We start from the raw sequence: 23,594 nt of genomic DNA, 5'->3' as shown, positions 1-23,594 counted from the left end.
GCCACTCTTCGTACACATTCCCGCTCTTTCTGGATCCGCGTCCACAGCCCGCCTCTTCCGCCCTGCGTGACCACGCGTTCCGCGACACTCTCGGCATGACAACAGTTCTTCGTGCCACCGATTCCGCCGCATTCCTCGCCCTGGTCCCCCCTCTCGCCGGGTTCACACCTCGTCGGAGCATCGTCCTGCTCCCTTTCTGCGGCGCCCGCACCGAGGGAGCCATGCGGCTCGACCTCCCCCACGACCAGACCGATCTCGAGCACTATGCCCACGCTGCGGTCGGCCTGGCGTCCCGTGTCACCGGCACCGATGCCGTGGCGCTCGTGGTCTACACCGATGAGGAGTCCCAGGCCACCCGCGACGGGCTCGTGCTGCCGTACGCCGTTGCCGTCGACGAGGTGCTGGGGTCCGCGGAGGATGCTGGTCTCCGAGTGGTCGACGCGCTCTGTGTGACACCGTCGGGGTGGTCGAGCTATCTCGACCCGGCGCCGCGTCTCCACCCTCTCGCGGAGGTCCTCCCGCCCGCGGAGGTGCCATCGGTGGGCGATGTCTCCGGGGATCAGTGGGCCGGAGCGGAGCTTCCCGAGGTCGACCTCGCAGAGAAGGAAAGGGTCGGGCGAGCGATGCAGGAGCTGACGGCACTGCTCGATCAGGAGGAGACGGGACGCAGCGCGCGTGTGACCGGACGCGAGAACCCCCAGCTGATCGCTGCGCTCGTGCTATTGGAAGACATCCCGGCGCTCTTCGAGTCCGTGCTCGCGACTCCCGATACGCTCCCGCCGTTCGCGACCGCGACGTTGCTGTGGTGTCTCGAGCGCCCGCTTCTGCGAGATGTGGCGATCGCACAGTGGGCCACCGATCTCCTCGGCGGCAAGCGCGCCTACAGCGCACAGATGGCCTTCGCGACCAGCGGCGAGATGGTCCCGGACGAACTGGGGCGGTTGTTTCTGGGGCAGGGGCCCGGCCCGGACACGGAACGGCTTCGCGTCGCCCTCTCGGCCGTCCGCGCGGCGGCCGCACGGGCACCGCGGGCTTCACGACCGGCACCGCTGACGGCGGCGGCGTGGTTGTCCTGGGCCCTCGGCCGCGCCACGCATGCGGGTCACTACCTCGACCTGGTGCGCGAGATCGATCCCGGCTACTCTCTCGCAGCGTTGCTGGAGACCATGATCGGCAGCGCCCTGTTGCCGGAATGGGCGTTCCGTCGGAGCCCGGCACGATGAACGCCGGGCCCCGCGGACTACTTCACCAGCGGGAAGAGGATGGTCTCGCGGATCCCCAGGCCGGTGATCGCCATCAGCAGACGGTCGATCCCCATGCCCATCCCCCCGGATGGCGGCATGCCGTGCTCGAGTGCTCGCAGGAACTCCTCGTCGACAGGCATCGCCTCGACGTCACCGCGTGCGGCGAGCTTCGCCTGCTCCACGAAGCGCTCGCGCTGGATCACGGGGTCGACGAGCTCGGAGTATCCGGTCGCCAGCTCGAACCCACGGATGTACAGGTCCCACTTCTCCACGACGCCGTCGATCGAGCGGTGTTCACGCACGAGGGGCGAGGTGTCGACGGGGAAGTCCATCACGAACGTCGGGCGCACCAGGTCGCCCTTCACGAAGTGCTCCCACAGCTCTTCGACGAGCTTGCCGTGGGTGGCCTGAGGCGGAAGATCGACACCGGTCTGCTCGGCGAAGGCGATGAGGTCTTCGACGGAGTCCTGCGGGGTGACCGTGCGGCCCGATGCTGCGGACAGCGACTCGTACATCGAGATGCGGTCCCACTCGCCGCCGAGGTCGTACTCGGTACCATCGGCCCAGGTCACGGTCGTCGACCCCGCGACCGCGATCGCCGCCTTCTGCACGAGTTCCTGCGTCAACGCGGCCATCTGGTTGTAGTCGCCGTAGGCCTGATAGGCCTCGAGCATCGCGAACTCGGGGCTGTGCGTGGAATCGGCACCCTCGTTCCGGAAGTTGCGGTTGATCTCGTAGACACGCTCGATGCCCCCGACGACCGCGCGCTTCAGATACAGCTCCGGCGCGATGCGCAGGTACAGCTCGGTGTCGAAGGCGTTCGAGTGGGTGATGAACGGGCGTGCGGATGCCCCTCCGTGCTGCACCTGCAGCATCGGGGTCTCGACCTCGAGGTAGTCGTGACTGGTGAAGGTGGCACGCAGGCTCGCGTTCACGGCCGCACGCGCACGGACCGTGGTGCGTGCCTGCTCACGGACGATGAGATCGAGGTAGCGGCTGCGCACGCGCCCTTCCTCGCTGAGCTCGGAGTAGGCGTTGGGGAGAGGCAGGACTGCCTTCGACGCGATCTCCCACCCATCGGCCATGATCGACAGCTCTCCGCGACGGCTGGAGATCACTTCTCCGTGCACGAAGACGTGATCGCCGAGGTCGACGTACTCCTTCCAGTCCGCCAGCGACTCCTCGCCGACGTTCGCGAGCGAGATCATCGCCTGGATGCGTGCGCCGTCACCGGCCTGCAGCGTCGCAAAGCAGAGCTTGCCGGTGTTCCGGCTGAACACCACGCGGCCTGCGACCCCGACCACGACGCCGGTCTCATCGCCGGCTTCGAGGTCGCCGTACTCGGCGCGCAGCGCGGGAATGGTGTGCGTGATCGGCACGCCCACCGGGAAAGCTCCCCCACCGGCATCCGTCCGCTTCTCGATCAGACGCTCGCGCTTGGCGAGTCGCACGGCCTTCTGTTCGTGGACGTCTTCCTCGGCGGGGAGGTCGTTCGAGGCCGGTTCGGGCGCGGCGGACGCGTCAGTCATGTGCGGGGCTCCTTGAAAGTCGTTCCCAGTTTACCGAGGCGGCGTCTCTTCCCTCGGCACAGGCTGGGTAGCCTCGAAGAATGGCCCACACACGGATCCTCCGCGCGTTCGCTGCCCTCTCCCTCGCTCTTGCCGGGATCGCCGCGCCGGTCACCGCGGAAGCGGCACCTGTCTCCGCGGCGGACGTGGACGACTTCTCGTATGCCTCCTGGGATGCCGACTACGAGGTCGGACTCGATCAGGAGGGCCGCGCGCTGATGCGGGTGACCGAGACGCTGGTCGCCCGCTTCCCCGAGACCGATCAGAATCGCGGAATCGTCCGGGGACTGCCGACCTCATACCAGGGCGCCAGCACCGAGACGCGGATCATCGCGGTCACGGATGAAGACGGTACTGCCGTCCCCTACGAGACCGACGAGGAAGACGGACTCACCTTCGTGAGCATCGGCACCGACGACTACGTGCAGGGCCTCACCACGTACGTGATCGAGTACGAGATGCGCGACGTGGTGCTGGCGACGAGTCCGACCGATGGGTCGTCGACGCCGTCGGTGGACGAGTTCTATTGGGACCTGCTCCCCCTCGACAGCACACAGCCCATTGAACGCTTCCGTGCCGACATCACGTTCGACAGCGAGATGTCGGCGGCGCTCACCGGCTCCGCCCGCTGCTACACCGGTGCTTCGGGCTCGAGGGACGAGTGCGACCTTCAGGGCCCGACCACCGACGGTGGGGCCGCGACGTTCCGGGTCGAGTCCGCCCAGCTCCCCGCCGGTCACGGAGTGACCGTGGCAATCGGCTTCGACGCGGACACCGTCGCACAGCCCCTCGCGCGGACGCCGGATCCGGTAGGCGACATCGCCCCGCTGATCGCCGCCGTCGGTGCGGTCGGCGTCTCCGTCGGCAGCTGGGTGGCCGTCGCAGGGTTCACGCGCCGACGCCGGAGAGCGACCGGGATCGTCATCGCCCAGTACGACGTGCCGGATTCGCTTCCGCCGCTGCTCGCCGGCGCCATCATCCCCGGCGCGAAAGACGTGATCCCCGCCGAGATCGTCCACCTCGCCGTGCGCGGCAGCCTGCGCATCGAAGAGGGCGCGCAGGCGGAGGAACCCCGGTTGCGGCGTCTGCGGGCGACGACCGGGGCCGACGAGCTGGACGAGGCCGCGTTCGAGGCGCTCTTCGCAGACGCCGACCCCGACGGTGTCGTCGACGTTCCTGCCACAGACGAGGCGTTCGCCGCGCGGATGTCCACTCTGGAGCAGAGTGGGAAGGTTGCCGCGGCATCGCGTGGCCTGACCGAGAAGGTCCGCAGTCGCGCGGCCGTCATCCTGCAGTGGTGCGCGATCGGCATCGCAGCGATCGGCCTGGCCCTCGGCATCTGGGCCGCCACGACCGGCCGCCTCTCCGCCATCCCCGGTGTGGTCGTGATCTCCTTCGTCGCGTTCCTCGTTCTGCTGTCGAGCCTGTACGCGTTCTCGAAGCACACCGTGCTCACCGCCGAGGGCGCCCGTACCTACGAGTACCTGCAAGGCGTGCAGGAGTTCATCCGGGTCGCCGAGGCCGACCGTCTGCGCATGCTCCAGTCCTACAGCGGTGCCGAACGCCGACCGGACGGCACCGCCGACGTCATCCACCTGTACGAACGTCTCCTCCCCTACGCGATCCTGTTCGGCATGGAGAGCGAATGGGGCGACGTCCTCGAGCGTGCGTACGCGGGCGAGCATCGCGGGGCGACCTGGATGGGCGATCCGACCTCGTTCGCCCTCCGGATGCAGCTCGCGGCGTTCGTGGCATCGTCCCGCTCCGCCGCGACCTATACCGCACCGTCGACGAGCACCTCATCGAGCGCCGGCGGATCGTTCGGCGGCGGGTTCTCCGGGGGCGGAGGCGGAGGCGGGTTCTCCGGCGGGCGCTGACCCCGGGCCCGGAGGAGACCTCGGCTCAGCGCTTGTCGTATCGTGCGCCCGCGGGATTGGACGGCTGTATCGTCAGCACCAACAGCACGATGTCCCCGACGGACGGAATGAGCCGCAGCAGGACGAACCACCCCGAGAGGTTCGTGTCGTGCAGGCGTCGCACGGCCAGCGCGATTTGCGGCACAAGCGTGGCCAGGGCCCAGACCGCCAGGAGCGCAATCCCGACGTTGAAAGCGGGACCCAGGTAGAACACCTCACCTCCGGTGTCCAGCTCGCCGCTCGCGACGCCGATGGCAACAGTCGAGCCCGCCAGAACCAGATAGACGACGGTGGTGGCGAGTTGCCACCACCAGTACTCCGAGCGACTCGCACGGCCGGAGAACGTCGCGTACTTGCGAAAGAACCTCGTTATCGCTTGCCCCAAGGAAGCACCGTAGAGCGGATCAGCCAAGGTCGTCGTGCCCATGAGTTTCCCCTTTCACCCGCGGCCGTAGGGCATCACGGCCACCGGAGGATCGTGATCGCGCTGCCGAAGGTGTTCCGCGGGGTGGTGTCGCCCGTTCCCAGCTGTCCGAACGCGTTGCTCCCCGCCGAGCTGAACGTGCCGTCCTGCCCGAGATACAGAGCATGGTCCGCGCCTGCCCCGGTTTGGAGTGCGACCGACCCCGGGGCGAGCGTCACCGGCGTCGGTGAGGGCACAGACCCGCCGGTGGTTCCCAAACCCAGCTGTCCCTGGCTGTTGTCTCCCCAGGCGAAGAGGGCTCCGTCTGCGCGCCACGCGTAGAAGGAGGAGGAACCTGCAGCAGGGAAGGAGGCGTCCACTCCGACGATATCGGTCGCGCCGACGACCGCGGACGCCGTCGCCGAGGTCGCCGAGAAAAGGGACCCGTCCTGGCCCCAGGCCAGGACGACGTTGGTGCCCGCCGCGACCCCATCGACCGTGGAGGTGATCCCTGTGAGCGTCACCCCCGCAGCGGCGCCGAACCCGGTGCCCCACGCAATGGTCTCTGCGCCACCTTCGACCTGAGCGATGCCTGCGAACCGCCCCGCGGCTGCGCTTTCGACGGCCACGAGGTTCAGTCCCTGTGCTGTCACCCGTGCGGGCGGACTCTGTCCTGTCGCTGACCGACCGAGCCGTCCGCCGCCTGCCGTGCCCCATGAATACAGGGCTCCGCTCTCCGTCCACGCCAAGTAGTAATATCCGCCACTGGAGACGCCGACGACCGGATCCCCGAGCGCGTCGAAGAACGCACTGCGTGTAGGCGTATGACTCGTCCCGCTGACAGTTGCGTTCCCCCAGGTGTACACGCCGCCGTCCGACGCGAGCGCGATGACGGTGTCCAGCCCACCATCAGCCTTCACGATCTGTACCCCCGAGGGCAACATGACCTGCTCAGGGACGAGACGCGAACCGCCAGAGGTTCCATTACCGAGCTGTCCTGCTCCGTTCCCGCCCCAGGTGAAGATCTCACCGGCAGCTGTCCAGCCCATCGAGTAGTTCTCTCCGGCATCGATACCGACGAAGCTCAGCGGAACGGAATCCACAGCCGACAAGCTCGACTGCACGCGGCCCGTGTCAACGAACTGAGCGACGGACCCCTGGCTGGCTCCCAGCACCGATCCCGCCACCGCCACCACAACGGCGGCAGTGAAGGCGGCGAGGCGGCGGCGGCGTCGGGTCGTCATGCTTCTCGTCCTTGCTCGGTCTTCGGGCTCTCGGTCTTCGCATGCTCTGGCTTCTTGCGCGAATGGGGACGTGTCGGTATCGCCGCCAGCACGACCAGAGCGATGACCGCGCCGAGGAACCACGGCGACTTCATCACGGCCAGGGCCGCGCCGGCGTGGGGAATCGCGAACGCCACACGCTGCGTCTGGGAACCGAGCGCATACGGTGCGGCGTCGGCCGCAGGGTTCGCATCGCCCTTCAGTGTCGCGAGAGTGAGCCCGTCATGAACGGTCAGATCGACGATGCGGTGGGTCACCAGCTTCCCGTCCCCGGCACGGGCGACGCTGATGACGTCGCCGATCTGGAGATCGTCGGTGTCACGAGGAATCGTCATCGCCGCGGAGCCCTCCGGGATCGCAGGAGCCATCGAGCCAGAGGAGAAGATGAGGACTCGCGCTCCGATGATGGCAGCGAAGAGAGCGATCACCACCGCTGCGGCCCCGATGATCGCAGCGGTGTTCAAAAACACCCGCCACCCCTTCCCTGACGACGAGGTAGACGTCGAGGCAGGCGTCGATGTGGTGTCGATCATGATCCCCGCCGTTCCCGCCGTCGTCGCATCCCGAAGCGGAGCGCTGCTCCTACGGCCAGGCATGCCAGTGCGAGAAGCAAGGTCCCACCGACCGCCACCCCTGTCGGAGGCAGCGCGTCCGGTGGATTCTCCGGTGGACTCGAGAGCACGCAGACGTCCGCTTCCGTCGCGGTGACGATGTAGTTCGCCACCCCGGACTGACCCTGATACTCGTTTCCGGCGGTGATGGGCAACTCCGCGACCATCGTCACCGTGACCGTCCCCTGCGCCGGGATCGCCTCTGGGTTGTCCGAGCACCGGCCTTCCTCCGACAGCGAGAAGCTGACGTCGAGCGGAGTGTCTCCGCCGAACAAGACACCGGACTGCATCAGCTCTGAGGACAGCTCGACAGGCACATCGTTGCTGTTGGTGAGCGTGAGCGTCCGGACCTGCGGGTCGCCGGGCTTGATGTTCTCTACCGTGACGACGGGCGGAACCCAGACGAGCTCTGAGGGGACCCCGACCATGTCACTCATGACGGACAGCGCTCTATGCCTGCGTCGCTTCGAACGGGAACACGACCGTCACGCCCTGTCCAGCCGCGCCCACCGGGGCCGCAGGGTCAAAGGTGACGACGATGTTCAGAGTGGTCCCATTGGCCGCTCCGCCCGACGAGATGTCAAGCCCCGTGAACGACGCCGAAGCCAGGGTGCCGTTGAACAGCTCGGTGGACGTGCCGGTGTCGGTGATCACGACGGTCAGGTAGTCCTCCAGAGCCGTCGCCGGCGTGCCCTCGGAGTTCGTCAGAATCGGGGCGCCGAGACCGAGCAGCGCATCGATCGTGCCGGAGTTGTAGACGAGCAGGTCCAGATCGACGGAGTCCCCTGGCGCGAGGTTGTCGAACCCGGCGCTGAAGTCGACGAGGTAGTTGTCCGGGTTCCCGTCCTGGTCGTCGTCGAACTTGAGGTCCAGCGTCCCCGAGGTGAACGTGGTCTCCACGTTGCCTGTGTCGGTGAACGCCGCGAGGGTCGCGCCCACGGCTGCCACGGCGATTATCCCGATCGCTGCCAGCACTTTCGCGCGGGTACTGATCTTCACGTCCATCTTGATCCTCCGATGCACCTAAGACCCGCGTCAGCGAGTCGTAATCTGATCTCCCCGCGGTGACCCGCAAGATACCACGACTCGAGACGGCGAGCTTCGTTCTCGCGTGATCGATCACAAATCGTGATAGATCGGACGAGCGCACTCACTCAGCCTCCGACGCCCGACCATGCCCACGCTATGGGTCGGATTCGGCGCTTGGGTGGTGAGCGATCGCGATTCAGTAGCCGCGAAAGCGGTATCAGTGTCACCTCGCGCAAACGCATGCGAACAGCCGGCGTCTTCGAGGAGCGTAGTGGTGGACGATGCACGGTGCTGCTGCCCGATGCACACGGAGCTCTGCCTCGTCACTCACCGAATTCCGGTCGACTTCCTCTCACCCGGAGAGGTTCCGCGCAGCCGAGACGAAGACGGCTGCTGAAATGAAGTCCTTCGATCCTGCGGAAAGGTCTTCATGTCCACGTGCGAATCAGCGACAGACGAGCGCCGCTCGGATCTGCGTGATCGCTCGCGACGGCTGTGGAAGCCGGCTCCTCTGTCGAGAGAGCGGCCGACTCGGCGGGCGAGGCAGTGGTGGGGAGCGGCCGGCTATGGAGCGGCACTGGTCGGTCAGGTTGCGATGATCGTCCTCGGCATCGTCATCAACTTCGTCTTCGATGGAGGAGCCGCGCAGCTCGACTGGCTCGGCGCCTGGGCTCTCCTCGGCACTTTCTACGCGTCCGCGACGCTGCTCGTGCTCGGAATCTCCGCTCGATCAACCGCCCACGTTCGCCCGCATCGATTCGTCGCGAGCAGGCTTGCACGCCTCGTGGCGACGTCGACGACGGTTCTGGCGAGTATGACCGGCCTCACCGCCGCCGTGCGTGTCCTCACCCTCGCCCCGGATTGGCAGGTCGGGCTGAGGACGACCGTCATCGGCGTGTGGGTGATGGTCCTCGCCTGGGGCTTCCTCCACTGGGGCTTCGCGCAGATCTACTTCCAGCGCAACCTCCGGGACGATGAGCCACCGTTCGACTTCCCCAAGACCCCGCACCCACGAATGGTGGACTTCGTCTACTTCTCGTTCACGGTCGGAACCAGTTTCGCCGCTTCCGATGTCACCGTGCTCTCCACTCGCATGCGATGGACGGTCATCTGGCACTCCGTGTGCAGCTTCTTCTTCAACGGGCTGATCATCGTGCTCGCGCTCAACACGATCATGTCCAACGGCCAGTAGCGCGCGGCTCCCACCTGAGCTCCTGAGCTCTGACCGTCGAAGTGGCGGAGCACTGTCTCCGAGTCACCCGACACGACGCCCAGTCGGAGCGACTCAGCGAAGGGCCTCCAGGTGGTTGCTCAGGCCCTGTCGCCCTTGCAGATCGAGCTTGCGGAGAAGTCGATGGATATGGCTCTCCACCGTCCTGACACTGAGAACGAGTCGAATCGCGATCTCCGGATTCGTCAGGCCCTCGGCCGCCAGCCGACCGACCTCCTTCTCCCTTTCGGTGAGCGCAGTGGCCGTTGCGGCGAACCGAGCGGTGTCTATCTGTCGCCCGGCAAGATCGCTCCGGAAACGCTCTTCTCGTGCCCGTGCCGCGGCTTCCCGCTCCGGATCCGCGGCCTTCGCAAACGCCGCTGCGGCGAGCTTGCACGCAGAGAGAGCCAGACCGGTCAGACCTCGGTCCTCCAGAACGTCGACGGACGCGAGCATCGCCGCGGGGTTTCCGGCCACGCCCGCCGCGACGAAGTCCGCATATGCGGCGAGCGAGCGAGCATCGGGGAGGTCTCGCAGTTTCTGTCGAACGTCAGCCAGGCGTTCGGGAGACGGCACCAGCTCGAGCGAGGACAGGAGCTCCGTCACCCCTGCGTATCGTGCATTGCGATTCCACAGATCCGTGCCGGAATTCCACAGGACCTCCCCCGCCCGAGTGAGGTCGCCCTCGAAGGCCAGGAGTTGCGCCCTCGGCCAGGCTCGCGACTGCCCGGGCAAGGGGCCGTCGGGGTATTCGAGCTTCTCTATCTCCGCGGCGAACCGCTCCCCCGCCGAGACCTTGCCTCGTCGGATGTTGATCACCGCACTGATCGACAGCAAGGCGAGCGGGATGCCCGGCGGATAGACGGCCGGATCACCCGCGGAATGCAGGGTCTCCAAGACGTCATCGGCGGCGGTGTAGTCTCCTGCGAGCATGTGTCCCAGGGCGAGGGCTGCACCGAACGTGCGCAACGCATCCACATCGAGATACCCGTGCGCTTCGTCGAACCCGCGGCCGAGGAAGTCCATCCCCTCCCGATGCCGGCCGGCTCCGAGCAGGGCGAGCCCCATGAGCGCCCGCGAAAGGTGGGAAGCATGTCCGTCGTCGAGCGTCGACACCTCCGCGAAGACCCGCCTCGCATCGTCGAATCGACCGAGGCAGACGAGCACGAGCATCTGTGTCTCCCACAGCGTGATCTTCACAGCGTCGGGCAGATCATCCTCGACCTCGAGCTTCGAGGTGAAGTCCTGGGGAACTTCACGGAGGTTGACGAGCAACCGCACCTGAGCCGCATCGAGGAGGCGTCGATAAGGCCCCAGGGAGAGATCAGCGGCATCCCGCCGGAGTTGCGCGATCGCCTCGTCGAGTTCCCCCGCCACGTACGCGCGCCACTGTGCTCGCAGGACCACGAACTCGGCCAGACTCGCGCCGTCCCCCAGGCTCGGATCGACGGTGTCGATGATTCCTTCCACCGTGGATCGCACCGTCTCGCTACTCGCGTGCATCAGCGCTGTGGCGTATCGGACCGCTGCAGCCGGTGACGGATTCGCCGCCCATTCCGCAGCCGTGACCAGGCGCAACGTCCGCGCGCGTTCCTGAAGGAGACGCACGAAGAGAGCATCGTCCACGCTGCTGATGCTGCGCCGCGACTCGTCAGGCTCCGACTCGTGCTCCCCGAGCCCTGCCCCGAGCTTGTCCTCGACGAGTTCGATGAGGCGAGTCCTTCTCGTCGCCAGTGGCTCATGCCGGAAGTACTCGACGAGGAGGGGAGGAACGACCGTCACGAGTCTTCGTCCTGCGCTCGGGACGATCGCGATCGTCCCCCGTTCCTCGAGCAATTCGAGGATCTCCCACGGCACGAGTTTCCGCACCGTCTCGAGGTCTGCGACGCCGACGACCGCGATGATCTCCAACGCATCCCGCGTGTGATCCTCGAACCCCTCGAGATGCGCTTCGAGCACCGCACGGAGAGCTCCGCTCCAGAGGTCCCGCGATGCCTCCCACTCCCCGGTACTCCGACGAGACATGCGCTGTTCCCGAATCGAGGCGTCGACCAGAGTGAGGAGAAGTCCGACATTTCCTCCGGACTTCGCGAAGAGGCGGCTCATCGTTCCCGCTTCGACCGGTGCGTCGAGGTGTTCCCTGAGCACCGACTCCATCTCGTCGAACCGGAGGGGCTCGATGTCGATCACGTACGCAGGCTCGAGCGTCGACGCGGGCAAACCCGTCGGGGTGTGGCGTGCACGAAGGCCCTGGAGGCGCGATATCACGACCGGCACGCCGGCGTCTCGGCGGACGTACTCGACAACTCCCCAGGATGACTCGTCGAGATCATCCCAGTCGTCCACGAGCAGCACCCCTGTTCGCGCACGGAGCCGCTCGGCCAGCGCGCGTGCCGTCTCATTAAGAGTCGCTGGTCGAGCACCCGTCGCGGTACCGAACCCGGCGAGGTGCAGCGCGCCCAAACTGTGCTGCCGCAACGACGCGATGCCTCGTGCCCGGACGACGGTCCATTCCCGATCCTCGAGGCGGGAGGCCAGGGCACGGAGGAATGTGCTCCGACCGCTCCCCCGCCCGCCCACGATGTCGACGCTGACGCCTGCCATCAGGAGATCCATGGCGGCGGCCAGCGGACGCTCTCGACCGATGACCATGGGGCCACCTCCTCTCAGGCGCTCCGATGCCCTCAAGATAGACCCGGCGCCTACCGGGTACAAGCACTCGCTCCCGCGGCCCGTGCACACAACACGGTCAGATCAGCGGAGAAGGATCCGAGGCCTCGCGAAGGGCGCGTTCGACGGTCGACTGCACCAACGCCGACAGGTATCCGCCGGGGTTCTCCACGCCGATCTCACGCAGCCGTGCGGTCGACTGCCCGATGATCGACCGGGAGAACTCGGTCGCGGTGGCGATCGCGTCGGCGTACGCGGGACGGTCGGCCTCGGCGATCACGACCGGTTCGCAGCCCATCTCCACGGCGAGCGCCTGAGCGATGGGCAGCACAGCGGCGGGCGCGGTCACCGCGGCGAAGCCGGCCTGCAGCTGGCGGAGGTCGATCGACGTCCCGGTGAAGGTGATCGCCGGGTGCACGGCGAGGGGGATCGCACCGCGTGCGGCGGCAGGACTCAGAACCTCGATGCCGAACGCCGGATCCGTGTGCAGCACGAGCTGTCCGACCTGCCAACCGCCCACCTCGGCGATACCCGCGACGAGCGAGGGCAGCTGCTCCGAGGGGACCGCGATGATCACGAGTTCGGCGCGACGCACGACGTCGAGCGCGTCGAGCACCGGCACATCGGGAAGGACCGCAGAGGCACGCTCGTCGTCGGAGCCGCTCGTGATCCCGACCACGGCATGCCCTGCCCCACCGAGCGCGGCTCCGATCACGGGACCGACGCGCCCGGCGCCGATGATCCCGACGCCGAGTCGCCCATCCCGCGGCACTGTCACTGCTCCGACCGCGGCTGCGGCGGCGTCGCTGGTGGAGGCGGCGGCGCAGCGGGGGACCCGGAGTACGGAGGCGGAGGCGCGACCGGAGACATCCCGGTGTACGGAGGCGGAGGGGAAACGGGCGGCGGCCCCGTGTAGGCCGGGGGCGCCGGAGGAGTCGGCTCAGGTGCGGTAGGCGAATGCTCGCTCCATCGGTGGCTCCTGTCGCGCGACGCGGCCTCAGCGGCGGCGACCACGACACCGTCGAGCAGCGCCAGGGCATCGGCACGCTCGAGTCCGGAGAGGTAACCCGTGATCGGACCGGGAACGGTGTGAACCTGTGCCCCCGACACCCGCTGTGCTCGATCGATCGGCCCCTGGCTGAGCGACACGCCCTGCAGACGCGCGAGCGGGAACACGGCGAGCTTGCGCCACACGATCCCGCGACGAAGCAGCAGCCCGAAATCGGTCACGAGATAACCGTGCCGCTTCCACGAGAACGGACGCCGCCACCGCGCTCGACGAGGCATCGTCCGGTAGGCATCGTCCTCCGCCGGACCCACGATGCCGTGCTCCCAGAGTTCCGGGATGTTCGCCGCCGGAACGTCCGGCAGAACCAGCCCGAGGACACGCTCGACGTCGGCCCGCTTGCCGACCGGGAGCACCACGTTGAACTGCTGCCCGCTTCCGGAGGACTGCTGCGCGGCGCTCTTGCCGCTCATCCGGTTGATCCGGATCGTCCACCAGCCGAACGGACGCCACAGCAGGGACTGCGACACCTCGACCGCGAAGATGCGTCCGGGCGGAAGCGTCTCGGTCACCGTGGTGAGGAGACCGTAGGTGATGCGTACGCCGTCGGGCGTCGGGGCGATCGAATAGCGCAACGACTTCGAGATCTGCGCCCAGGTGATACCGACGACCGCGATGACCATCGGCACACCCATGCCGAGGCCCAGGCCGAGCAGCACGATCCCGCCGCCCGTGTCGCCGTCGACGAACATGCCGATCAGCGCGCTGCCGAAAGCGATCGCGAAGATCGCGCCGAAGAACACGAACCAGAGCAGGCCCGAGATCAGCTGCGAGCCGACCAGACGGCCCGTCGGGATCTTGACGACGCTCTCGGGGACGACATCGGCGAGGTCCACCCCCGCGAGGAGTCCGTTGACGCCCTCGTTCATCGAGCCGACCAGCTGCGCGCGAGCAGAGGTGGGCGCGTCCGCCGCGGCAGTGGGATCAGGGTTCTGGGCCGCAGCGCGTGCCGCCCTCGCTCCGGAAGCCAGGCGGAGGATGTCCGACCGGACGGACTCCGCGCGAGCCGTTGCGAGATACTCCAGCTCCACGTTCGCGTCGTTGCCCGCGCCGACGACCTCGAGCTTGGCGAGGCCGATGATGCGAGCGGGGAAGGGGCGGGTGAGGTTGACGCCCTGCACCCGATCGAGCGGTGCCCGACGGTGCGAGCGGAAGATGATGCCCTTGCGCACTTCGACGTGGTCACCGGTGATGCGGAACTGCTGGAAGCGCCAGACGAACCAGAAGATCAATATCAGCACGATCGCGAGACCGAGCACGCTGAGCAGCACGACCAGGATTAGGTTGTTCGCGAGTACCCACTCGACGGGGTCGGCCCCGGCGTAGTCACCGTAACGCGCTTCCTCCGGCGCGAACAGGGCCACGGCCCATGCGATGAGGCGATCGCGCATGTTCGCGATCGTGATGCCGGCGACGATGATGAGCACCAGCCCGCCCTTGAAGAGCGGGGTGAGCGGATGCATGCGGTGCCACTCGCCGTTGGCGAGGCTCGTGGACGGCTCCGAGGCCGTCGCCTGCGCACTCGGAGACGGCGGGAGCTGCGGCTCGCTCACAGGCCGGTCCGGCGGGTCTCGGCAACGTGGATGAGCGTGTCGCGCAGTGCCTCCGCGGCCTCCTGGGTGAGTCCGGGGATCTGCACGCCGGTCGTCGCCGCCGCGGTGACCATCTTCAACTGGGCGATACCGAAAGCGCGATCGAGCGGTCCTTGCGTGATGTCCACCAGCTGCATGCGTCCATAGGGAACCGCGATCATGCGCTGCCAGAGGATTCCCTTGCGGAAGACGATGTCATCGGCACGCAGCATGTATCCGATCGCCCTGGCCTGGCGCGGCAGGATGATGAGAGCGAAAACGGTGATCAGCAGGATCACGCCGGCGGGGATCCACACCCACTGCTGATGCAGCACCAGGTTCAGCACGACGGCCGCGACGGCCACCAGGACGATGAAGATCACGTTCTGCACGATCTGGGACACGACGTAGCGGGGCGAGATCTGGTGCCAGGTGCCGTCGAGCTCCAGCCGGGCCTCGTTGCGCGCGGTGCGCAGCTTCGAGTAGGTGCCCTGGTCGAGGGCGGCGAGATCAGTGCCCTCCGCCGGGTTGAGGGGCGTGGTCTCTGGGTTCTGAGTCATCAGGATCCTTCGGCAGGGTGCAGAACTGTTCGGCGACGAGAGCGGCGATCACGAGGATGATCGCACTTCCGATCAGGGCCAGCATGGCCACAGTCGACCCTACCTGCGGAACGACGGGACGGGACAGGAGGAACGCCAGCAGGCCTGCCCCGAAGCCAGCCATGATCGCCCCGAGCAGGCTCGAGGCACGGGCGAGCGTCGCCGCACGGAGGGCGCGGAACGGATCGATGCGGATCCCCGACCGCACGCTGCGCCGGACCGGCCAGGCGACCCCCGCCGAGGCGGCGGCGATCAGGAGGAGCAGCACGGGCAGCAGCAGCGACGGCGTGAATGTGATGCGCCCCGACGCGGTGAGGATGTGATCGAGCAGGAATCCGGCGCCGCCGGCGAGCAGCGCGAGGACGACGAGGACGCCGAGGGACGTGCGCCTCATCCCTCGCCCCGTGCTCGAAGCCCCGCGACGAGGTCCGACACCTTTCCCTTGCCGAGCAGTTCGGCCTCGGGGTCGACATCGAGCCACGGATCGAGGACGAACAGCCGCTCGCCCGCCCGGGGATGCGGCAGTTGCAGGCGAGGGTCGTCCGACACGATGTCGCCGTACGCGATCAGGTCGAGATCGAGGGTGCGGTCGCCCCACCGTTCCCGGCGCTCCCTGCCGTTCTCGTCCTCGATGGCGTGGAGCATCCCGAGAAGGATCTCGGGCGCGAGCCGGGTGGCGACCAGGGCGACCGCGTTGACGTAGCCGGGCGCGTCGGGATCCGGACCGTCCAGGCGGAGCGCGACGGTCTCGAACAAGCGAGAGAGCCGGACGTCGCTCACCAACGGCAGCCGGGCGATCCGCTCGGCCGCCGCGCGGATGGTCTCGTGACGATCCCCGAGGTTCGCGCCGAGCGCGACGACCGCCACGGTTTCGGGGCGGCCGGCGCGGCGGTCCGGCAGATCGAGCGGGTTCGCGAGGTTGCGGCTCATATCGTGATGTCTTCCATCGCCTCGGGCGTACGGCTGCGGTGCACCGTGACGGCCACATCGGCGAAGCTGAGCGGAATCGGGGCGTGCGGCTTGTGCACGGTGACGGTGACGTTCTGCACGCGCACGTCTTCCAGCGCCACGGCGGCGATCCGTTCGGCGAGCGTCTCGATCAGGTTCACCGGCTCGCCCCCCACCACCGCTGCCACCTTCTCGGCCAGTTCTCCGTAGTGCACGGTGTCGGCCACGTCATCCGACGCCGCCGCCTGGTCCAGCGACATCCGCAGACGCAGATCGATCGAGAACTCCTGCCCGTCCTCCCGCTCGTGCGCATAGACGCCGTGGCGGCCGAAGACGGTCAGGCCGGTGAGGACGATCTCATCGAGGAAATCCATGCCTCTAGCGTACGGGGGACGCCCTCCGGCGGCTGAGCGGACGTTCAGCCCGTCCAGGCATGCGTTATCGCGAGCGCATCGCGGGTCGCGGCCACATCGTGGACCCGCACGGCCCACGCTCCGGCCTGCGCGGCGAGCGCGCTCGTGACAGCTGTCGCGAGGTCGCGCCGCGACTCCGACACCTCGTCGTCGGTGCCGGTCTCCTGGCGCAGTGTCTCCGCCAGGAAGCGCTTGCGCGACGTGCCGATCAGGACCCGGGGCCCGAGCGCGACGATCTCCTCGAGTCCGCGCAGCACGTCCCAGTTCTGCGGCCCGGTCTTCGCGAAGCCGATACCCGGATCGACGATCACCCGCGACGGAGCGATCCCGGCCACGGCCGCCTCCCCCATGCGCTCGTGGAGTTCGCCGGCGACCTCGCGGGCGACGCGGCGGTACTCGGCGTTCGCGTACATGTCCGCGGAGAAGCCGCGCCAGTGGCCGATGACGAAGTCCGCGCCCGACTCGGCGACGGCCGCACGCATCTCCGGGTCGGCGAGCCCGCCGGAGACGTCGTTCACGATGCGGGCGCCCGCACGCACGGCCGCGGCAGCGGTGGCCGCACTGAGCGTATCGATGCTCACGGGCACACCGGCAGCGGCGAGTCGCTCGATCACGGGGATGACGCGCTGCTGCTCGATGTGCTCGCCGACCCGCTCCGCACCCGGCCTGGTGGATTCACCGCCGACGTCCAGCACGGTCGCCCCCTCGGCACGCAGTCGCAAACCGTGCGCGACCGCATGATCGACATCGAGGTAGCGCCCGCCGTCGCTGAAGGAGTCGGGCGTGACGTTGACGATGCCCCAGATGCCCGTCATCAGCGTGCTGCTCCGGACCCTGCCGCCCCGATCAACGTGATGAGCTCGGTCCGGGCGACGGCGTCCGTGTACTCGCCCCGGGCGGCGATCGTGAGCGTGGAGGTCTCGGTCTGCCGACCGCCCCGCATCGTCACACAGCCGTGGGCGGCGTCGAGCACCACCAGCACGCCGCGGGTGTCGAGGTGTTCGGCGATCGTGTCCGCGATCTGCTCTCCGAGTCGCTCCTGCACTTGAGGGCGCGCGGCGAGGATCTCGACCACGCGAACGAGCGCCCCGAGCCCCACGACCTGCTCCCCCGGAAGATACGCGATGTGGGCGTGCCCGGCGAACGGCAGCAGGTGATGCTCGCAGACCGAGCGGAAGCGGATGTCACGCAGCAGCACAGCGCCGGAGGGCAGGGTGTCGGGCGCCGGGCCGCGGGAGACGCTGATCGTGCGGGCGAGCGGCTCCGCCGGGTCCTCCCCCACCCCGGAGAAGAACTCGGAGTACAACTCCCCCATCCGCGACGGGGTCTGTTTCAATCCCGGTCGATCCGGATCCTCACCGATCGCCTCGAGAAGCTCGCGGGTGAGCCGCTCGACACGGTGTCTGTCGACGGTCACGTCACGCCGTCGCGGGCCGCGGGTGCCCGGCTCCCGCCGAACCCTGCTGCGTGCGCGGGGCACCGGCCGGGGCTTCGACGGATGCCGCGAGCGAGACGTCCTTCTTCGGTACTTCGATCGGAGGACGCTCGGACACCGGACGGCCTTCGCTCGAGAGCCACAACGGGCGCTCCGGAAGCTTCTTGATCTCGGTGAAGATCTCGGCGATCTGGTTGTGGTCGAGGGTCTCTTCCTCGAGCAGGGCCAGAGCGAGCTTGTCGAGGATGTCGCGGTTCGCGCTGAGAACCTCGTAGGCCTCGTTGTGCGCCTGTTCGATGAGCGCGCGGACCTGGGTGTCGACCCGCTCGGCGATCGTCTCGGAGTACTCACGTCCGCGGCCCATGTCGCGGCCGGCGAAAGGCTCGCCGCCCTCGGTGCCCAGCTTGACCGGACCGAGTTCGGTCGTCATGCCGTACTCGATGACCATCTTGCGAGCGATCGAGGTCGCCTTCTCGATGTCGTTCGAGGCACCGGTGGTCGGATCGTGGAAGACGAGTTCCTCGGCGACGCGGCCGCCCATGGCGTAGGTCAGCTGGTCCTGGAGCTCGTTGCGGGTGACGGAGTACTTGTCGTCGAGCGGCAGCACCATCGTGTAGCCGAGAGCCTTGCCGCGGGGCAGGATCGTGATCTTGGTCACCGGGTCGGTGTAGTTCATCGCGGCGGCGGCGAGTGCGTGTCCGCCCTCGTGATACGCGGTGATGAGCTTCTCCTTGTCGCGCATCACCCGGGTGCGGCGCTGCGGACCGGCGATCACACGATCGATGGCCTCGTCGAGGGCGCGGTTGTCGACCAGCTGCGCGTTCGAGCGCGCGGTCAGCAGCGCCGCCTCATTGAGCACGTTGGCGAGGTCGGCACCCGTGAAACCGGGGGTCTTGCGTGCGACGACCTCGAGGTCGACGTTCTTGGAGAGCGGCTTGCCCTTGCTGTGCACCTCGAGAATCTTCTGACGTCCCTTGAGGTCGGGGGCGTCCACGCCGATCTGGCGGTCGAAACGACCGGGGCGCAGCAGCGCGGGGTCGAGGATGTCCGGACGGTTGGTCGCCGCGATCACGATGACGTTCGCGTTCGGATCGAAGCCGTCCATCTCGACCAGCATCTGGTTGAGGGTCTGCTCTCGCTCATCGTTTCCGCCGCCCATGCCGGCGCCGCGGTGACGGCCGACGGCATCGATCTCGTCGATGAAGATGATCGCCGGGGCGTTCTCCTTGGCCTGGCCGAAGAGGTCGCGCACACGCGAGGCTCCGACGCCGACGAACATCTCGACGAAGTCCGATCCGGAGATCGAGTAGAAGGGGGCTCCTGCTTCCCCGGCCACCGCACGGGCGAGCAGCGTCTTGCCCGTTCCTGGGGGGCCGTACAGCAGGACGCCCTTCGGGATGCGGGCACCGATCGCCTGGAACTTGGCGGGATCCTGCAGGAACTCCTTGATCTCGTGGAGTTCCTCGATGGCCTCGTCGGCACCGGCGACATCGGCGAAGGTGACGGTCGGGGTCTCCTTGCTCACCAGCTTGGCCTTGGACTTGCCGAACTGCATGACCTTGCCGCCACCGCCCTGCATCGACGACAGGAGCCACCAGAACAGGAGGCCCAGCAGCACCAGCGGGAGGAGGAGGGAGAGGAAGCCGTCGAACCAGGTCGCCCGCGGCACCGCGTCGTTGAAGCCGTCCTTGGGAGCGGCCTCGTTGATCGCCGAGACGACCTCGTCGGCGCGTGCGTCGACGTAGTAGAACTGCACGTTCTCGGAGCCCTCGAACGGCTTGGAGAGTGTCATGTCCACGCGCTGATCGCCGTCGGTGGTGACCACCTCGGTGACGGTGGTGCCGGAGAGGAGCTTGAGCCCCTCCTGCGTCGTGATCTGCTTGGGCGCACCCAGATTCGAGATCAGCAGGAATCCGCCGAAGAGCAGCACGCCGATCAGCGCGACGTAGATCAGCGGATTCCGGGTGAGCTTCTTCACATCCATGATCGGATCAGCGTATCGCGCGCGCCCTAGGGGGTCGCTGTGCGTTCACCCATGGCGTACCCCGGCAGCACACCCGTCGTCGCGCGTCAGGAGTAGACGTGCGGCGCGAGCACGGCGACGTCGCGCAGGTTGCGGTACCGCTCGTCGTAGTCGAGGCCGTATCCGACGACGAAGTCCGTGGGGATGTCGAAGCCGACGTACTTGCAGTCGATGACGACTTTCGCGGCCTCGGGCTTGCGCAGAAGTGCCAGCACCTCGATCGACTCCGCTCCACGCGAGCCGAAGTTCTCGAGCAGCCAGCTGAGCGTGAGACCGGAGTCGATGATGTCCTCGACGATCAGGACGTGCTTGCCGTTGAGGTCGGTGTCGAGGTCTTTGCGGATCTGCACGACGCCGCTCGATTTGGTGCTCGCGCCGTAGCTCGAGACCGCCATCCAATCCATCGGTGCGTGGAAGGGCAGTGCCCGCGCGAAGTCGGCCATCACCATCACGGCGCCTTTGAGGACGCCGACGAGGACGAGGTCCTTGCCCTCGTAGTCCCGGGCGACCTGCGCCGCCAGGTCCTCGAGTTTGGCGAGGATCTCCTCCTCTGTGACGAGGATCTGTGCAAGGTCGTCCTGGATCTCCGCGGCGCGCATGGATCGATTTTAGGCGACGCCACCCCATGCTCCGGTATCCGCACTACTGTGAGCGGTGACGCGGGCGGACGCCCCTGAGGGAAGGACTCACCATGGCTCTTTACGACATCCTCGCGCAGGTACCGATCGATGACATCGCGGAGAAGCTGGGGGTCTCGCGAGACGAGGCCAAGGTCGCCGTCGAACAGGGTGGTGCCGTGCTCCTGGGCGGCCTCGCGAAGAACGCGGAGACCGACGAGGGCTCCGCAGCGATCCAGAACGCGCTCAAGAAGCACGAGGGCACCGCCGGCGCCTCGAAGGTCGATGACATCGATCAGGCCGACGGCGGCAAGATCGTCGCGCACATCCTCGGCTCGAAGGAGAAGGAGGTCACGAAGGAGCTCACGGAGTCGAAGGCGACTCCCGGCATCGACTTCGGCAAGCTGCTCCCCATCCTGGCGCCGATCGTGATGGGCCTCATCGCCAATGCGAACAAGGACAAGACCGCCAAGACGGATACCGGGGCCGAGAGCTCTGGCGGGATCGGCGACCTCATCGGCGGCCTTCTCGGCGGAGGCGGCAGCAGCGGTTCCGGCGGAGGCGGGATCGGCGACGTGATCGGCGGACTGCTCGGCGGCGGAAACGGCAGCGGATCGGGCGGCGGCATCGACCTCGGCGGAATTCTGGGCGGTCTCTTCGGCGGTAAGAAGTAGGGCTTCCCCCTCGCTCAGCGACCGGACGCGGTGAAGACGATGCGCCCACCGCGGCGCACGGCCGAGCACTCGGGCAGGTCGATCGGCCCCTGACCGTTCCAGTCGGTCACCAGCCGCGCGACCTCGATGGTCTGCGTCCTCGTCAGACTGACACCGAACTCACTGTCGACGACCAGGCGGATGATCCGGTTGCGCAGCGCCGCCGGGTTCGCGGCGAGCGCCGCGACGCTGACGGAGATGCCGGCCTCGGCGTGCTCGACGATGTCTTCGATCGTCTCGTGGATCATCTCGTCGAAGGCTTCCGCATCCTCCCGCAGCTGCTCGGCGGTGCGCACGAGCGCATCGGCGATCCCTGGGCCGAGTTCCGTCTCGAGCACCGGGAGCACGCGCTCGCGCACTCGAACCCTGGCGTAGCGCTCGTCACGGTTGTGCGGGTCGTCCCACGGCGTGAGCGCCGAGGCGACGCAGAAGGCCCGGGTCGTCTCCCGCCGGACGCCGAGCAACGGGCGTACCCACCGCACACCGTCGGCGTCTTCGCGGACCGGCGCCATGCCCTGCAGGCTCGTGGCCCCGGATCCGCGGGCGAGACCGAGCAGCACCGTCTCGGCCTGGTCATCGAGGGTGTGCCCGAGCAGGACCGCAGCGGCGCGGACGTCCGCCGCCGCATCCCGCAGCACCCCGTAGCGCGCCTCACGCGCCGCGGCCTCCGGCCCACCCTCCCCGGCGACGTCGACACGCACGATCAGCGGGTCGAGACCGAGCGCCGCCGCCGCCCGCGCCGCCTGCGAAGCCACCGCGTCCGATCCTTCCTGCAGACCGTGATCGACGGTGAGCGACGCCGCGCGGAGCCCGAGCTTGGGAGCTTCGAAGGCCGTGGCGGCAGCGAGCGCGAGGGAATCCGCTCCCCCGGAGAGGGCGACGATCACCGTGGACCCCTCGGGCATGTCGGCGAGCGCGGTGCGCACGGCCAGGCGGATCTCGGCGATGGCGGGAGACAAGGAAGGCACGGTTCCACGGTAGGGCACGGCCCGGTCCGTGCGCCGGTGCACCCTCGGGGCTATCCTGGCGCCGTGACCGCTCAGCCCCGCACGCAGCAGTTCCGCACCGAACGCTTCAAGGCGTTCGTCGATGCCGTCGTGGCGATCGCGATGACGCTGCTCATCCTGCCGTTGTTGGAGTCCGTCTCCGACGCGGCGTCCGGGAGGCTGACGACGGCGGAGTTCTTCTCCGAGCACTCGCCTCAGCTGGTGAGCTTCGGGCTGAGCTTCGTCCTCATCGCCACGTTCTGGATGGGGCACCACAGCCAATATCGCGATGTGGAGCTGATCACCACGCCGCTCCTGTGGATCAACGTCGCCTGGATGGCGACCATCGTCTGGCTGCCCGTGCCCACCGCGATGCTCGGGCAGCTGGACTCCGACGCCCTCCAGGCCGTGGTCTACATCGGGACGTTGATCATGACACAGGTCACGACCTTGGCAGGGTGGATGTACCTGCGTCGCCACTCCGATCTCACGACGGCACCGACGGAGGTGCTGAGAGCGGGGATCGTCGGCGACCTCGCCGCGATCATCCTGTTCGCCGTCTCCTTGGTGATCGCCGTGCTCACCGTGCCCAACGGCTATTTCGCCCTGCTCCTCCTCCTGCTGAACGGCCCGCTCTCGCGCCTGCTCAACCGCATCGCACACCGTCGCGGGCGGAGGTCGGACGCCGAGGAGCCGCGGGTAGGCTAGTCCGCGGTATCCAACCGAACTTTTCCTGAGGAGTACACGCATGGGCGCACACGACGCCGTCATCGAGATCCCGCGCGGCAGCCGCGTGAAGTACGAGGTCGACCACGAGACCGGACGAGTGCACCTCGACCGCGTTCTCTACACGACCTTCGGCTACCCCGCCGACTACGGCTACTTCGACAACACGCTGGGCGAGGACGGGGACCCGCTCGACGTGCTCGTGCTGCTGGACCACGCGATCTACCCGGGCGTCGTCGTCGAGGTCCGTCCTGTGGCCGTGCTGAAGATGAGCGACGAGGCCGGCGGAGACGACAAGCTGGTCGCCGTGCTCTCGAAGGATCCTCGCTGGGCGCATATCCAGGACATCGACGACATCGCCGAGTACACGAAGAAGGAGATCGCGCACTTCTTCGAGCACTACAAGGACCTCGAGCCCAACAAGTGGGTCAAGGTCGACGAGTGGGGGAACGCCGCCGAGGCTCAGCGCATCCTCGACGAAGCCATCGTGCGTTTCGGAGAGCAGGGCCACTGATCCCCGCGCCTTCGACGAGAAGACCCCCGGTTCCGCAACTGCGGCCGGG

Annotated in this window: 24 protein-coding genes; 6 read left to right on the top strand and 18 right to left on the bottom strand. The window is 67.8% G+C overall.

What is annotated here, in order from left to right; all coding sequences use genetic code 11:
- The first annotated feature begins 95 nt into the window (after positions 1 to 95).
- Complete coding sequence (locus LRQ07_RS02790; protein WP_256535779.1) at positions 96 to 1,223, top strand: DUF4192 family protein; 1,128 nt, start codon at positions 96 to 98, stop codon at positions 1,221 to 1,223.
- Positions 1,224 to 1,240: 17 nt separating this feature from the next.
- On the opposite strand, the gene lysS is transcribed toward LRQ07_RS02790, so the two are convergent.
- Positions 1,241 to 2,773 (bottom strand): lysine--tRNA ligase, encoded by a 1,533-nt coding sequence (gene lysS / locus LRQ07_RS02785; RefSeq protein WP_131492930.1) that lies wholly within the window; start codon positions 2,771 to 2,773, stop codon positions 1,241 to 1,243.
- A gap of 80 nt (positions 2,774 to 2,853) precedes the next feature.
- Between lysS and LRQ07_RS02780 the strand changes: the two genes are divergently transcribed.
- Positions 2,854 to 4,689, top strand: a complete 1,836-nt coding sequence (locus LRQ07_RS02780; protein WP_256535778.1) for a DUF2207 domain-containing protein — start codon at positions 2,854 to 2,856, stop codon at positions 4,687 to 4,689.
- Positions 4,690 to 4,714: 25 nt separating this feature from the next.
- On the opposite strand, the gene LRQ07_RS02775 is transcribed toward LRQ07_RS02780, so the two are convergent.
- Genes LRQ07_RS02775 through LRQ07_RS02755 form a run of 5 tightly spaced genes read right to left on the bottom strand, consistent with a single transcriptional unit; the run spans position 4,715 to position 8,030 of the window.
- Complete coding sequence (locus LRQ07_RS02775) at positions 4,715 to 5,155, bottom strand: DUF805 domain-containing protein (protein ID WP_256535777.1); 441 nt, start codon at positions 5,153 to 5,155, stop codon at positions 4,715 to 4,717.
- 32 nt (positions 5,156 to 5,187) lie between these two features.
- The gene (locus tag LRQ07_RS02770; protein ID WP_256535776.1) at positions 5,188 to 6,375 is read right to left on the bottom strand and encodes an RCC1 domain-containing protein; all 1,188 of its coding nucleotides are present in this window, start codon (positions 6,373 to 6,375) and stop codon (positions 5,188 to 5,190) included.
- Positions 6,372 to 6,947 carry a signal peptidase I gene (locus LRQ07_RS02765; RefSeq protein WP_256535775.1) on the bottom strand — a complete coding sequence of 192 codons (576 nt, stop codon included), beginning with the start codon at positions 6,945 to 6,947 and terminating at the stop codon, positions 6,372 to 6,374. Before LRQ07_RS02765 ends, LRQ07_RS02770 begins: the two co-directional genes overlap by 4 nt.
- A complete protein-coding gene (locus LRQ07_RS02760) occupies positions 6,944 to 7,462 on the bottom strand; it encodes a hypothetical protein (RefSeq protein ID WP_256535774.1) in 519 nt (172 codons plus the stop codon). Before LRQ07_RS02760 ends, LRQ07_RS02765 begins: the two co-directional genes overlap by 4 nt.
- 13 nt (positions 7,463 to 7,475) lie before the next feature.
- Positions 7,476 to 8,030, bottom strand: a complete 555-nt coding sequence (locus LRQ07_RS02755) for a TasA family protein (protein ID WP_232762642.1) — start codon at positions 8,028 to 8,030, stop codon at positions 7,476 to 7,478.
- Between the two features lie 454 nt (positions 8,031 to 8,484).
- On the opposite strand from LRQ07_RS02755, the gene LRQ07_RS02750 reads away from it, so the two are divergent.
- Positions 8,485 to 9,246 (top strand): DUF1345 domain-containing protein, encoded by a 762-nt coding sequence (locus tag LRQ07_RS02750; protein ID WP_232762643.1) that lies wholly within the window; start codon positions 8,485 to 8,487, stop codon positions 9,244 to 9,246.
- A gap of 93 nt (positions 9,247 to 9,339) precedes the next feature.
- On the opposite strand, the gene LRQ07_RS02745 is transcribed toward LRQ07_RS02750, so the two are convergent.
- The 11 genes from LRQ07_RS02745 to hpt form a co-directional block, all read right to left on the bottom strand.
- The gene (locus LRQ07_RS02745) at positions 9,340 to 11,916 is read right to left on the bottom strand and encodes a helix-turn-helix transcriptional regulator (RefSeq protein ID WP_256535773.1); all 2,577 of its coding nucleotides are present in this window, start codon (positions 11,914 to 11,916) and stop codon (positions 9,340 to 9,342) included.
- A gap of 97 nt (positions 11,917 to 12,013) precedes the next feature.
- Complete coding sequence (locus LRQ07_RS02740) at positions 12,014 to 12,706, bottom strand: DUF2520 domain-containing protein (protein ID WP_256536459.1); 693 nt, start codon at positions 12,704 to 12,706, stop codon at positions 12,014 to 12,016.
- Between the two features lie 2 nt (positions 12,707 to 12,708).
- Positions 12,709 to 14,553, bottom strand: coding sequence for a PH domain-containing protein (locus LRQ07_RS02735; RefSeq protein ID WP_256535772.1), 1,845 nt, complete (start codon positions 14,551 to 14,553; stop codon positions 12,709 to 12,711).
- On the bottom strand, positions 14,550 to 15,131 hold the full coding sequence (locus LRQ07_RS02730; protein ID WP_047521280.1) for a PH domain-containing protein: 582 nt from the start codon (positions 15,129 to 15,131) through the stop codon (positions 14,550 to 14,552). Before LRQ07_RS02730 ends, LRQ07_RS02735 begins: the two co-directional genes overlap by 4 nt.
- Complete coding sequence (locus LRQ07_RS02725) at positions 15,082 to 15,564, bottom strand: DUF3180 domain-containing protein (RefSeq protein ID WP_256535771.1); 483 nt, start codon at positions 15,562 to 15,564, stop codon at positions 15,082 to 15,084. Before LRQ07_RS02725 ends, LRQ07_RS02730 begins: the two co-directional genes overlap by 50 nt.
- Complete coding sequence (gene folK, locus LRQ07_RS02720; RefSeq protein ID WP_256535770.1) at positions 15,561 to 16,100, bottom strand: 2-amino-4-hydroxy-6-hydroxymethyldihydropteridine diphosphokinase; 540 nt, start codon at positions 16,098 to 16,100, stop codon at positions 15,561 to 15,563. The genes LRQ07_RS02725 and folK overlap by 4 nt, the downstream gene beginning before the upstream one ends.
- On the bottom strand, positions 16,097 to 16,492 hold the full coding sequence (gene folB / locus LRQ07_RS02715; RefSeq protein WP_256535769.1) for a dihydroneopterin aldolase: 396 nt from the start codon (positions 16,490 to 16,492) through the stop codon (positions 16,097 to 16,099). The genes folK and folB overlap by 4 nt, the downstream gene beginning before the upstream one ends.
- 44 nt (positions 16,493 to 16,536) lie before the next feature.
- Positions 16,537 to 17,346 carry a dihydropteroate synthase gene (folP, locus tag LRQ07_RS02710; RefSeq protein WP_256535768.1) on the bottom strand — a complete coding sequence of 270 codons (810 nt, stop codon included), beginning with the start codon at positions 17,344 to 17,346 and terminating at the stop codon, positions 16,537 to 16,539.
- Entirely contained in the window at positions 17,346 to 17,948 is a 603-nt protein-coding gene (gene folE / locus LRQ07_RS02705) for a GTP cyclohydrolase I (protein WP_256535767.1), read from the bottom strand. The genes folP and folE overlap by 1 nt, the downstream gene beginning before the upstream one ends.
- A gap of 1 nt (position 17,949) precedes the next feature.
- The gene (gene ftsH / locus LRQ07_RS02700; RefSeq protein ID WP_047521291.1) at positions 17,950 to 19,950 is read right to left on the bottom strand and encodes an ATP-dependent zinc metalloprotease FtsH; all 2,001 of its coding nucleotides are present in this window, start codon (positions 19,948 to 19,950) and stop codon (positions 17,950 to 17,952) included.
- Positions 19,951 to 20,036: 86 nt separating this feature from the next.
- The gene (gene hpt, locus LRQ07_RS02695; RefSeq protein ID WP_232762651.1) at positions 20,037 to 20,588 is read right to left on the bottom strand and encodes a hypoxanthine phosphoribosyltransferase; all 552 of its coding nucleotides are present in this window, start codon (positions 20,586 to 20,588) and stop codon (positions 20,037 to 20,039) included.
- A gap of 92 nt (positions 20,589 to 20,680) precedes the next feature.
- On the opposite strand from hpt, the gene LRQ07_RS02690 reads away from it, so the two are divergent.
- Positions 20,681 to 21,280, top strand: a complete 600-nt coding sequence (locus LRQ07_RS02690) for a DUF937 domain-containing protein (RefSeq protein WP_256535766.1) — start codon at positions 20,681 to 20,683, stop codon at positions 21,278 to 21,280.
- 14 nt (positions 21,281 to 21,294) lie between these two features.
- On the opposite strand, the gene tilS is transcribed toward LRQ07_RS02690, so the two are convergent.
- Positions 21,295 to 22,287, bottom strand: a complete 993-nt coding sequence (tilS, locus tag LRQ07_RS02685; RefSeq protein WP_256535765.1) for a tRNA lysidine(34) synthetase TilS — start codon at positions 22,285 to 22,287, stop codon at positions 21,295 to 21,297.
- Positions 22,288 to 22,350: 63 nt separating this feature from the next.
- Here tilS and LRQ07_RS02680 point away from each other — a divergent pair, with 63 nt between their 5' ends.
- A complete protein-coding gene (locus LRQ07_RS02680; RefSeq protein ID WP_256535764.1) occupies positions 22,351 to 23,013 on the top strand; it encodes a TMEM175 family protein in 663 nt (220 codons plus the stop codon).
- A gap of 40 nt (positions 23,014 to 23,053) precedes the next feature.
- A complete protein-coding gene (locus LRQ07_RS02675; RefSeq protein WP_017204665.1) occupies positions 23,054 to 23,545 on the top strand; it encodes an inorganic diphosphatase in 492 nt (163 codons plus the stop codon).
- Positions 23,546 to 23,594: the final 49 nt, after the last annotated feature.

It is taken from the genome of Microbacterium sp. J1-1, assembly GCF_024498615.1.
GTDB classification, from domain to species: Bacteria; Actinomycetota; Actinomycetes; order Actinomycetales; family Microbacteriaceae; genus Microbacterium; species Microbacterium aurugineum.
Note: the sequence above shows the minus strand (reverse complement) of the source record. Positions and strands in the feature narration are given on the sequence as shown.